The 12,852-nt window shown below is 21.1% G+C and carries 10 protein-coding genes; 2 read left to right on the forward strand and 8 right to left on the reverse strand.

All coding sequences use genetic code 11. The annotated features are described in order from the left end of the window. Positions 1-453 precede the first annotated feature (453 nt). From AACP42_RS02740 to AACP42_RS02750, 3 genes are all read right to left on the reverse strand, one after another. Positions 454-1,701, reverse strand: a complete 1,248-nt coding sequence (locus AACP42_RS02740; RefSeq protein WP_212775457.1) for a glycosyltransferase — start codon at positions 1,699-1,701, stop codon at positions 454-456. A 170-nt stretch (positions 1,702-1,871) separates the two neighbouring features. Continuing rightward, on the reverse strand, positions 1,872-3,080 hold the full coding sequence (locus AACP42_RS02745) for a glycosyltransferase (RefSeq protein ID WP_212775456.1): 1,209 nt from the start codon (positions 3,078-3,080) through the stop codon (positions 1,872-1,874). Between the two features lie 70 nt (positions 3,081-3,150). Continuing rightward, the gene (locus tag AACP42_RS02750) at positions 3,151-4,467 is read right to left on the reverse strand and encodes a bifunctional folylpolyglutamate synthase/dihydrofolate synthase (RefSeq protein ID WP_212775455.1); all 1,317 of its coding nucleotides are present in this window, start codon (positions 4,465-4,467) and stop codon (positions 3,151-3,153) included. A 1,435-nt stretch (positions 4,468-5,902) separates the two neighbouring features. On the opposite strand from AACP42_RS02750, the gene AACP42_RS02755 reads away from it, so the two are divergent. Further along, positions 5,903-6,691, forward strand: a complete 789-nt coding sequence (locus AACP42_RS02755; protein ID WP_212775454.1) for a phosphatase PAP2 family protein — start codon at positions 5,903-5,905, stop codon at positions 6,689-6,691. A gap of 475 nt (positions 6,692-7,166) precedes the next feature. On the opposite strand, the gene AACP42_RS02760 is transcribed toward AACP42_RS02755, so the two are convergent. The 3 genes from AACP42_RS02760 to AACP42_RS02770 form a co-directional block, all read right to left on the reverse strand. After that, positions 7,167-7,364, reverse strand: coding sequence for a hypothetical protein (locus AACP42_RS02760; protein ID WP_339332267.1), 198 nt, complete (start codon positions 7,362-7,364; stop codon positions 7,167-7,169). A 43-nt stretch (positions 7,365-7,407) separates the two neighbouring features. After that, on the reverse strand, positions 7,408-7,575 hold the full coding sequence (locus AACP42_RS02765) for a hypothetical protein (protein WP_212775453.1): 168 nt from the start codon (positions 7,573-7,575) through the stop codon (positions 7,408-7,410). Positions 7,576-7,968: 393 nt separating this feature from the next. Further along, positions 7,969-8,172, reverse strand: a complete 204-nt coding sequence (locus AACP42_RS02770) for a hypothetical protein (RefSeq protein WP_212508976.1) — start codon at positions 8,170-8,172, stop codon at positions 7,969-7,971. Between the two features lie 583 nt (positions 8,173-8,755). Between AACP42_RS02770 and AACP42_RS02775 the strand changes: the two genes are divergently transcribed. After that, positions 8,756-8,986, forward strand: coding sequence for a hypothetical protein (locus tag AACP42_RS02775; RefSeq protein ID WP_212508977.1), 231 nt, complete (start codon positions 8,756-8,758; stop codon positions 8,984-8,986). A gap of 94 nt (positions 8,987-9,080) precedes the next feature. On the opposite strand, the gene dnaN is transcribed toward AACP42_RS02775, so the two are convergent. Next, positions 9,081-10,217 carry a DNA polymerase III subunit beta gene (gene dnaN / locus AACP42_RS02780; RefSeq protein WP_339332575.1) on the reverse strand — a complete coding sequence of 379 codons (1,137 nt, stop codon included), beginning with the start codon at positions 10,215-10,217 and terminating at the stop codon, positions 9,081-9,083. Between the two features lie 295 nt (positions 10,218-10,512). Beyond that, complete coding sequence (dnaA, locus tag AACP42_RS02785) at positions 10,513-12,036, reverse strand: chromosomal replication initiator protein DnaA (protein ID WP_212775451.1); 1,524 nt, start codon at positions 12,034-12,036, stop codon at positions 10,513-10,515. Between the last annotated feature and the right edge of the window lie 816 nt (positions 12,037-12,852).

A 12,852-nucleotide genomic window follows, 5' to 3' on the forward strand; every position in this document is an offset into this window, starting at 1 on the left:
AACAAAAAAAATATTTTTTTGAGTTAATTAGATGACAAAACTGTTTTATTTATAGGTTTTTTAGTTGGATAAGGTAATAAAAAAATAAAAAAAGTAATTTTAAAGTTGGGAATTTTTGTAAAAATGAAATAAGATGTGAATAAAATTGATGAAAAATAAATAATTTGTTGTTTTATTAAGTGTTTTTTTTAGTTAAAATAAAAGTGTATTCAAAAATAAAAACAAAAGGAACTTATAAAGAAAATTGGTATGATAAAATACCTTTATCAAATAAAAAATGGTTTTGGATAAGTGTTTTTATTGTATCTCAATTAGTAGAAATATATTTAGATTCTCAAAATAGTAAAATAATTTTTTGAAAACTTTCAAAATAACATCATAATAAATAAAATATTAAAAGATCAAATTACTTATTAAAAATAAATAATTTGATCTTTTTTTTGTTCTTTATAATTAAATCTTATCTGAAGTTTCTTTTTGATGTTGAATTAATTTTTGTTTTTTTAATTTATGATTATCAATAGCTTGATTATAAACTTCTAAAACATTAGTTACAAAAGTCTTTTGAGTATATAAATTAACTGATTTTTGAGCTTGATATGATAATTGTTTAAAATTATCTGGATTTTGGTATAAGGAAGTAAGAATTGTAATTAATTGTTCTTGGTTATGATAAAAAAATCCATTTTGTTCATGTTTAATTACTCCTTCTAATGCTTGATCAAAACGCACTACACAAGGCAAAGAAGCAGCTAGTGCTTCAATATATGTAAGTCCTTGAGTTTCAAATAAAGATGCATTAATAAAGACATTTCCTAATTGATAATAAATTCCTAACTTATCATAAGCAACAAATCCTAAAAAAATGATTTTATCATCTAAATTAAGTTTTTGGGCTTTTTTTTCTAAATTTTTTCTTTCAGGTCCATCACCAATAATTAAAAATTTACTTTTGGGATTTTGAAGGTGAAAAGAAGTAAAAGCGTCCATCAAATAATCAATTTCTTTTTCAGCAGATATTCTTCCTACATAAAGACATACAAATGAATCTTTAAGTCCTAATTGTTGTTTTAATGAAAAAACTTTTTCTGATAAATGATTGTGATAATAAAATTTTTCTAAATTAAAACCTGTTGGAACAATTTGATAATTGATTTTAGAAGTATCATTAACTTTATTAGAATAGCGATTTTTTAAAAAATACAACACTTTTTTAGTAGGCAAAATATTGACATCACTATTAAAAATAAATTTAGTAAAAAGATAGTCTACATATTTTAAAATGGGTTTTTTAAAACATTTAACAATAAAAGATTTTTGAGTATCAAAAAAGGCAACATACATTGTGTGTGCTGTATAAACTAAAGGCAAATTTAATTTTTGTTTAGCTAAAAGCCCTAAAGAACCTACCCCAAATTCAGTATGAACATGAATTACATCTAAATTAAGGGCTTTGATTTTAAAAAGATGTTTTTTATAACTTAAAACCCAACGATGATTTTTAAAAATTTTAAAAGGCAATGGCATTCCTTTAATTCTTATTACGCGAGAATCTTTTTCTTGTTTGACTTTTGGACAGTTAGTTGTAATAATATAGACTTCATGTCCCAAAGCTTCCAAACCTTCTCTTAGAGAATCACAAGAAACAACAACACCACTAATTAAAGGTTTATATGAATCGGTAAAAATTCCTATTTTCAAGCAAAAAACCTCCTTATTATTGTCATTGTCATACTTTTTTATCTTAATGAAAACATAGCAAATTGTAATAGTAATAGCAACAAAAATAAAAAATAAATTTATATTTTTTAATAACTAAAAAGTTGAAATAATTAGGGAATAAGGAAAAATAATAAAAAGGGTAAAAATAATTAATTATGGTTATTGTTTTGGTTATTGTTTTCTTTATTATTTTTTATCGCTTCTTTATAAATTGAGATCATTTTAGAAGCAAAACTTGTTTGATCATAATTAAGTATTGAGTTTTTGGCATTCATAGACATTGTTTTAGTTTTTTTATTATCATTGTATAAAAGACTTAAATAATGGATTAATTCTTCTTTTTGATGATAAAAAAAACCATTATTTCTATTATCAATTAAACCATCTAATGCTTGATCGTGTCTAGCTAACAAAACCAAAGAAGATGCCATCGCTTCTACAAAAGTTAAACCTTGAGTCTCAAATAAAGAAGCACTCAAAAAACAATTTCCCAATTGATAATAAATTCCTAAATTATCATAAGGAACAAATCCCAAAAACAAAACATTATTTTCGATTTGTAATTGTTTTACTTGTTTTTGGAGAGCTTTTTTTTCAGGACCATCGCCAACAATCACAAATTTACTTTGAGGATGATTTTGACAAAAAGAAGCAAAAGCACTAATCAAATAAGAAATGTCTTTTTCAGGCGACAACCTACCTACATAAATACAAACAAAATCATTTACTAAATTAAATTTAACTTTTAAAGCTTGAATTTCTTCTAAAGAGTGATTTTGGGAATAAAATTGTTCTAAATTGATTCCTGTAGGAACAACATTATATTTTCCTTTGATATTGTAATCTTTTTCTAATAAAGTTAAAATTTTATGAGTAGGAACAATTGTAGAATGTGTTTTGGAAATAAATTTTTTTAAAGCTTTTCTATTAGCTAATATAAAAAATAATTTAAATATTTTTATTCCAATATTTTTGCTTTTATTAAAAAAATATTCGTGCATGGTGTTCATAGTATAAACGGATGGTATATTTAATTTTTGAGAAGCATAAATACCTAATTTACCCATAGGAAATTCAGTATGAATATGGATAATATCTAAATTAAGATCTTTTACAAGAGATAAATATTTTTTGAACCTCAATACGACACGATGACCTTCAAAACCTTTAAAAGGTATTGGTATTCCTTTAATTCTTATTATTGAAGCATCTTTTTCTGCATAATTCTTAGGTCCTTGAGGAGTAATTATATAAACTTTATGTCCTAATTTTTCTAAACTATCTTTATGAGATTTAACAGAGATAGGAATACCTCCAATAATTGGTAAGTATGTATCAGTAAAAAAACCTATTTTCATTTTTGACTCCTCTTTAAGTTTTTTAAAGTTGTGTAAATTAAATTTGATGTTTTTAAAATATTAAAAATATTTAAATATCAAAAAAATGAATTACTTCTGAGGCAAAATATAGAGAGCCTGTAATTAACAATAAATCTTTACAATTTTGAGTTTGGTTTTGTTGTAAAAAATCCTTCAATTTGTCTTGCCAATCAAAAACTTTTGTAATTCTTTGTGGAGCAATAAACAAATATTTTTGTACTAATTCAATACTATTTGGATGATTAAAAGTTGTTAAATAAATGTGGGCTTTGGGAATTTTTAATAATTGGTACAACATAGAAACTACATTTTTGTTTTCCAAAGCAGAAAATAAAATAGAAATGCGGTAGTTACTAAATTGTTTGATTGTTGTTTGGACTAATTTTCTTATGGCATGCACATTGTGAGCACCATCTAAAATAATTAAAGGATTTGAATTTAGTTTTTGCATTCTGGCTGGAATTTGAGTTTTGCTAATGCCTGTAAAAACATTTTGTTCTAAGAAAGGAAATTTTTTCAGCTGACAAAATAAATAATAAAGTTGGATTGCCATTGCAGCATTTTCAGGTTGATATTTTCCTATTAAAGGAGTTTTGATGGCTTTTATTGTGATTTGTTTTGTTTTAAAATTAAAACATTCTTGCCAAGTTTGCATTCCTAAATAAGTTATGTTGTAATCTTTTTTGAATTTATAAATGGGAGCTTTGTTTTTGATGGCTTGTTGTTCAATAACTAAAAAAGCTTTTGGAGAAATATTTCCTGTAACTAAGGGAATTTTGGGTTTAATAATTCCTGCTTTTTGAAAAGCAATTTCTTTAAGAGTTTTTCCTAAAATATGTTCGTGATCTTTGCCAATGGTAGTAATTCCAGTTAGAATGGGATAAATAACATTGGTACTGTCTAAAAGACCTCCCAAACCTACTTCAATTACACAAACATCAACTTTTTTATGATAAAAATAATCAAAAGCAATAGCGGTGATAATTTCAAACGGAGTAATGCTAAATAAAGCAGAATTGGGACTTGCTTGGTCTACTAACTTTTTAATTTTACGAACCCAAATTATTAAATCATTACAAGAAATAGTCTCGCCATTAATTTTAATTCTTTCATTGTAATTTTGAATATGAGGAGAAATAAAAGTTCCTACTTTGGAACAACTTTGTTGCAATAAAGAACTTAAATAATTAACAGTTGAACCTTTGCCGTTAGTACCTGCAATATGAATCATAGCTAATTTTTTTTCAGGATGATGTAATAATTTTAACAAAGCCAAAACACGCAAAAGTCCTAAACGCATGCCTAAAATTTCTCTTTTTTCAATCCACAAAATAGCTTCTTTTATGTTAGTTATTTCAGTAATCATTTTTATTTTCCGTTTGTCTGCATTTATTTATATTTAGGATTTCTTTGATATTATTAAATTTTTTAAATTACTAAATGTTTGATAGAATGTATTTGTTTAAGGTGTTTTTTTAATTGTTTTGTTTTTTTGAATTTTTAATATCTGTTGTAAATTTGTTTTTATTAGTTTTTTATTAACTTATTTTGAACTACATAATAAATTAAAATTGTAAATACAAGTTTATTATACCACAAAAAATATTGCAAAAATAAGGTTCAAAGGTAAAATAAGGATAAATTATTACTTAGTAAAATAAAGTAAGCAAAAAAAATAAATATTAATTTGACTAAATAAATAAAATAGTTAGAGTTAATAAAAATCATATTTTAAAAAAAGAAACTTTCAAAAATATAAAAATGTTATAATATTACTGTTATACTTTTAAATAATTTTTTAAAAACAACATTATACTAACAAAAAATAAAAAAATTATTAAAAATAAAAAAATTATTAAAAATAAAAAAGGATTAAAAAAATAAGTAAAAGTTTTTCTAAATTAATCAAATATTATTTATCTAAAAATTAAAAAACAATATTATAAAGGATTTTTTATGTTTATGTATAAAAATAATTTAGATACAAATACAAACGGAAAAGCAAAAAATGTTTTTTCAAAAAAGTTTTTAGTTTATGTGCCTTTAATTATTTCTTGTATCACTTCTCTTTTGGCTATTGATACAATTTCATATGATAAAAATAAAAGAAATTTTTTTACTTTATGTTTATTCACAAGACAAAACACATTATCAGTGAATATCTTTTTACTCTTATCTTTAAATAATAAATTTAAAAAATCAAAATATTACCCTTATTTAAGTTTTGTTTGTTTGATTAATTGTTTAATAGTGATGTTTTTTTGTTTAATTGAAACAAAAACAGGTACTTTGCAAATTAATTATTTTTTTGAACACAAAATTTTATCTTTGATGTTTATATTTTATTATTTTTTCCAAAACAAAAGCATAATAAAATTAAAAAAAAAATATGTAGGAATAATATATCCTTTGATTTATTTTTTAATAATGTTTATACTTATAAAAATTGATAATGAAAAGTTAAATCCTTATTCGAGAGAAATAACAAAATATGAAATTAACGAGTTTATGTTATTGTTTTATGCTTTTCTAACTTCTATAATGATATTAATAATTAGTTTCTATACAATTATTTTAAAAAATAAAATCATCAAAAATAATGATATTGTAGTTATCAAAAAATATAAAAGGTGGTTTTATTTTTTAAGTATTTTGGTTCTTTATTTTTTTGTTTTCTTTAATTTTATAAAATAATTTATTTTTATTATTTTTTTATATCGTTTTTTTAATTCTTAATAAATTATCATTATAAAATCCAATATTATAAATAACAAAAATAACAGGAGTTTAAATTATTAAAAATGAAAAAACAAACTTTACAAAGAAACAATTTAGAAAAAAAAGAAACAAATAGTAAAAATAAATATCTTAAAAAATATATATTATGGTTTTTATTTATTGTTTTAATTCAACACATAACTTGGTTTGGTTCTTTATATATAATTGAAAAGAATAAAAATGGTTTTTTTAAAACAATTATTCGAATTAAAGAAGATGGTAATGAAGAAACTAATAATTATTGGGTAAAAATATTAAATTTAAATATTAATGGAAGCAGTGGATTCCCTAGTTGGGAATTTTCTAAATATTTTATTTATATTTATATCATAAGCTGCTGGTGGTGGTTTTTAATTGCTCCTTATTTGATATATAAATATTTAGATAAAAAAATAATATTTCAATTATTCATTTCTTATTTTATAATTTTAGCTATTAGTTTAATTTTATTTTTTGTTTTCCCAGTTCAAATGTTGGATAAGTTTTTATTTAAGGAAAACAAAAGTTTTGTAGATTTTTTAATTCAAAATTTATATAAATATGATTGTTTGCATTTTAATTATTTACCAAGTTTTCATGTTAGTTTAAGTTTCTTATGTTATATTGGTTTTCGCCAAAAAAATAAAAAGAAAATCCCTAAAATATTAAATTATGGACAATTATTTTGTGCTATTTTAGTTTTTATTTCTACTTTTGTTTTAAAACAACATTATATAATGGATGGAATAATTGCAATTATTTTAGTAGAAACTACTTTCTTTTTAGTTGGTAAAAAAATGAATAATATTAAAAAAGACTATCAATTAAGATAATCTTTTTTTGTCAATAAATTACCTATAATAACCAAAATAGAAATAAATTTAGAATTGCTGAGCACTTTTTTACAAAAAAAGTTATAATGATTAGTTTCTAATAAAATACACAGGTAAAAGAATTAAAGTTTTGGTTTTGGAAAAACCAAAATTATTTATTACCACCATTATAACATGATAAAAAACAAGATAGTACGGATTATATAATTAAAATCTAATTATGAACATTTTCAGTATAATAATTTTGTTCTATATTTTGTATATTATAATAAGAATTTGGATGGTTTGTCAAACACTCTTTAATTTCTTCTAATATATATCCAGCTATTTTCAAATCAAATGATCTATATTCAGCATTCATTAATTCTTTCAAAGAAAAACCATTATTTTTCAAATATTGTGCTGGATATTTAGCATTTTTAAAATCTTTTGCATCATAACCTGCATCTTTTAATTCTTGAAAAGGAATAAATGTTTAATTTTGCAATGGATTTGGTGTTTCATATTTGTATCCTAAATCATCAAGTGTATATCCCGCTTCTTTAATTTGTTGAAAAGTAAAACCTGTTTCTTTTAATTTAGGAGGATTTATATATATTGATGTTTCTTTTATTTCTTGTATGATAATGCCACCTTTGGCAAAATCTTTCAGATTATAATTATATAATTGCATTTCTTGCAAAGTAAAACCAACTTTATCTTTTAAATCTCTTGCACTAAATTGTTTTAAATAAAAAACTTTCTGTTTGAGGATCTAAATTTTTTATTTCTTCCAAACTATAACCTGATTTATTTAATTTTTTTAAACTAAAAATTTCTATTAATTGAGGAAGTTGGTAACCAATTTCTTTAAAATCTTTTACATTAAAACCTTCTTTTACCAATTCTTTGTCTTCATAATCCCTTTTTTGTCTTAAATAACTTATAGTATATATTTGTTTTCCTTCATTATTTTTAATATATTTAAGATCAAAAGCACCAAAAAATGGTTTTAATTGTTCTAAAATTTGTTTATAAGAAAGACCTTTTTCAATTAAATGTTTTAAAGTTATATCCTACTTTTTTATTATTTTTTATTTTACTTTTATTTCTACTTCTTTATCTTTAAATTGTTTAATTTTATATGTTTTTACAATTAACAAAAACCCACCTAAAAATAAAATAATATTTAAAACGATAAAAGAATATATTATATATTTAGTTTGAGGTGTTCCAAAACTTTGGACAACTTTTTACTTTTTAAAAATTTTTTAATTGTTCTTTTTCTAAATATTTTTCTAAATCGCTAATTTTTTTTCATCTAATAATAAATTTACTTTTTGATCTGATGCTTGTTCTGTATCTCTTTTATTTTGTTGTGTAAATTTAAAATATGAAACTCCTAAAAAAATAATCACTACAAATAAACACAATATTAAAATATTAAAAGGAGTTATTTTGGATTTAATATCTTTTACTTTAAAATTTAATTTAAACTTCATATTTGCTCCTATTTTGTTTTTTATAAATATAATTATAATAAAAATAAAAAGATAATTTATAATCTTTATGATAATTATACCATTTTTTATTACTATTAATATTTATATAAATAAATTTACTTAATAAAATTATAATTACTTAGTATTTTTCTTGCAAAAAAACAAGTAAAATAAAAGTAAGGGATAAAATATTTTTTAAAAAAGAAAACAATTTTCAAAAGGAAGCAAGGAATAAAATAATATGAATCAAAATGTAAAAAAATATTAACTATTTTTATTTATTGCTGCTTTTTGAGTGTTTGCAGTTTTCTTTTATATCAATATTTTAAAAAACCAAACAAAGTGCCATCCCAAATAAAAACAACACCAACCAAAACATCTGAACAAAAACCATCAAAAAATAAACCATCAAAAAAATAAATCGTCATCTTCTAGTTTAGAGATAACAACTTTTTGGCAAGATCCAAAACCAGAAACAAAACAAAATACAAATACATTAAATACATTTGAAAGCAATCTCAAAGAGATTACCCAAATTCAATTTGATAGAATTGTTGAAGAAATATTAAATGATTTAAAAAGCATGTCATGGGATAATTGTGTAGGTAAATATGAAACAAGAAATGAAAAAAACATATTTCCAAACATTGAAAAAGAGTATAGTTCATTTTTAACTTGGAGCAAAGAAAAAGTAACAGAAGATAACGAAAATTATAACCAACAAAATAAACAAAATATATTACAACAATGCATTAAAAACCTTAAAAAAGAAATTGAAAAAGAACTAAAAGAAATATATTGGTTTAAATATTAAATCATTTGTAGTAATTAATAACTAACTGTTTCATTTATTTAGACAATTAAGATTAACACTGTTCTTTTTATTATCTTGCCATTATATAACAATATCAATCATTTTCGAAAGGAATAGGCAGAATCAAATGAATAGAACTATCTTTTTCCAAAGTAGTAATAATAAATGGTTTTAAGGGATTATCAAAATAAAAAACTACTTCTTTAACTGATAAAACTTTTAAAACATCTTCTAAATATTTAGCATTAAAAGCAATTTGGAAACTATTTGCACTAACTTTTAAAGGAATAATTTTTTCCAAAGCAGTTCCCAAACTTTCACTAGAAGAAGAAATTTCAATTGAATTTTGTTTAGTTAAAATAAATTTAATAATATTAGTATTTATTTGTTCTTTGGAAAACAACAATGAAACTCTTTCTAAGGCTTTCATTAAATCATCTTTATTTAAATGAATAGAAAAAGGAAAATTTGTAAGTTTAATTTCTTGAATTTGGGGATAATTTCCTTCTAAAAGTGAAGTTTGAAACCATAAATTATCAATTTCTAAAAAGATTTTTTGAGTATCAGAATAAATTTTTAAATATTTACTTTGACAATGTTCTAATATTTTACTTAATTCTTCTAAACTTTTATTAGGAATAACAATATTAAAATTGTGATATTTAATATCTAGATTGATTTTTTTTTGACTCATTCGAAAAGAATCAGTAGCACAAGCTTTTAAAAAATTGTTTTGATAAATCAAGTTAAGTCCCATTAAAATAGGTCTTTTTTCATTTTTAGAAGTAGAAATATTTATTTCTTTAATCATATTTTTGAAAAAATGAGTTTCAATTTGAAAATAATCTAATTTTTGGAAAGAAAAATCAAGTTCTAAAAAATCACAAACATCCATTAATTTTAATTTATATTTACAAAAACTAGTTTTAATTACTAAAAAATTATTTTCCATTACAGTAATTTTAATTAAAGAATCACTAATTTTTTTAATTATTTCAATAAAATATCTCCCTAAACAAGCAATTTTACCTTGTTTTTTAATTTTTAAACTTTCATCTTTAATTTCTATTTTAATTGCAATATTGCCATTATTAGCTTCTAAAATTAAGTTATTTTCTTGTGTTTGGATTTTGAGAGCATTAAAAATAGGGAAAAAAGTTTTTTGGGGTAAAATTTTTTGTATTTTTAAAAGTTGTTCCAAAAAAATATCTTTATTAATTTCTAAATACATTTATTAAACCTCATTTATCTTTTTGTTGTAGTAATTATTTTATATCTTTATTATTTATTTTATATCTTTATTATTTATTTTATATAATGGCATTTAAACACGTTTAAAGTTATTTTAATTGATATTTAACTTACTTTTAATAATTTATATTACAATTTCAAAAACAGACTAAAATAAGTTAAAAATCATCGAATAATTAAAAGATACTTTTTTAAAATATAGATAATTTATTAATTCATTTTTAATTTAATTATTATTCAATTTTATTCAATTCATTTATTATTTAATTCACTTATTAAGAATTAATTTTTTTCAAAATAAGTTCTAAGGATTTTTTTAATTCATAATCACTTTGAGAATTTTTTTTAATTTTTTGATAAGCTTTAAAAACTGCAGAATGGTTTCTTTTGAAAAAACTACCAATAATATTATAAGGAATATCTTTTAATTCTTTGATTAAATACATAGCAATATGACGCGGTAAAGTATATTTTTGTTGTCTTTTTTTACTCATTAAATCACGAACTGAAATATTGAAAAAATTGCTAACAACTGATTTGATTTTTTCCAAAACATCCTCATCATAAGAAACACTTTTTTTGCTTTTAATCAAAAGTTCTAAAGCTTCATTGGCAATATTAATATCAATATCATAGCCAAAAGTTTGGGCATAATTCAATAATCTTAATAAAGCTCCTTCCATTTCACGAACATTATTAACAAAAGAAGAAGCAATCAAATCAAGGACATCTTTTTTTATTTTCAAATGATTTTGTGGTTCAAATTCTAATATTTTCTTTTTCAAAATATTGAGACGATGATTAAAATCAGGACTTTGAATATCAACCATAAGACCAGCTTCAAAACGTGAAGTTAATCTACTCATAATATTTTTTAGTTCTGAGGCTTGTTTATCACTTGTAATTACAATTTGTTTTTGGTTTAAATAAAGATAATCAAATAATTTAAAAAACTCCATTTGAGTTCTTGTAGCACCTGCCATAATTTGGATATCATCAACTAATAAAAGATCAATATCACGGTATTTTTCGTTGAAATCCTCCATTTTGGCTTTTCTTAATTGGTTGGTAAATTCTTCAATAAATCCGTCAGCTTTTACATATAGAACTTTTTTGGCTGAATGTGTTTTTTTCAAAATATGATTTCCGATTGCCTGAATTAGATGGGTTTTTCCGATTCCTGCTTTTCCAAAAATATATAGCGGATTGGTAGTTACTTTTTTTTCTTCAGCAATTTTTTTGGCAATTTTAAAGGCAAAATTATTACTTTTTCCCACAACAAAATTATCAAAACTATACTTTGGATTGGTATTTCCATAATTGTATTTATTAAAACTTATTTTTCTATTTTCAATTTCAACATTTGTGTCATTATCAGTTTTAGTTTTGATTTGTTCTTTTTCAATTATTTCAAAATATTTATTATTTTGGAATTCATCATTATTTTCATTATTTTCAATTTTGGAAAAATAATTTTGATTCTCATTTTCTAATTTTTCTTTAAGATTTTCAAAATGTTTTTTTTCATCATCAAAATTACTATTTTTTTTATTTTTTTCTGAAACAAATTCAATTATAATTTTTTCTTCAAATTTTAATTTAGTTATTTTTTTGATTTTTTCAAAATACATTTTATATATTTTATTCTTAATAAATTCAGTTTCTACTGAAATTATAATTTTTTCTTCAATTTGGTTTATTTTTTTAATATTGGAAAATGTTTCTTTAAAAACTTCATCACTGTAAATTTTTGATAGTTCATTTAAAATTATTTCCCAAATTTTATTATAATTATTCATTTTAATATTACTTTTAATATTACTTTTAATATTACTTTTAATATTACTTTTAATTATTGTTTTTTATTTGTTATATTATTTTTTTATTAAATTATTATTATTATGAAGCACATTTTTTTGTTCCTAATTCTAAAAAAAATAGCTTTTAACTTTATTTTTTCCTCAAATTAAGGAAAAATTTATTAACATTTTAGGAACTATTTTTAACAGTTTGGAAACAATTTATTTTTAACAACTATTTTTAAAACTTTTTTGCTTTCACGTTTTTTCTAGAAAAAATAAAATTATTCAATAAAATAATAACATAAAAAGCCACAGTTTTTAGGAACAAAAAAAATAACTTTTTCCTAACTTTGAAAAACCTTTCTTTTTAAAAAAGAAGGAACAATTTTAGGAAAAATTAACTTTTATTTTAATCTTTTTCTAAGTTAGTTTTTTACAACTAAAAATTAATTTTTTTTAAAACTTAGGAATATTTTTTAAAACTTAGGAACATTTAAACCTATTTTTTCCTAACTTTTATTTTTATTTTATTTTTACTTTGTTATTGTTTTTTTATTCTAATTTATTGCGTTTTTTTCAAAAAAATATCAAAATATAACTTAAAAATGATAAAATAAATTTGTAATTGTTTTTAATTCTTTCAATTCTTTTTGGGTTATTTTTATTTTGAGTGTATTTTTTAAAACATTTTTATTATTTTTTGGACAATTTTTATAATCTTTTTTTACTTTTTTAATTAAGATCTATTAATTTCCTAAAACTTTTAAAATTTTCAAGTTTTTATTATATATCGCTATTTTAATTAAAAAAATA

The sequence above is a fragment of the Hydrangea phyllody phytoplasma genome (assembly GCF_036985185.1).
GTDB classification, from domain to species: Bacteria; Bacillota_I; Bacilli_A; order Acholeplasmatales; family Acholeplasmataceae; genus Phytoplasma; species Phytoplasma asteris.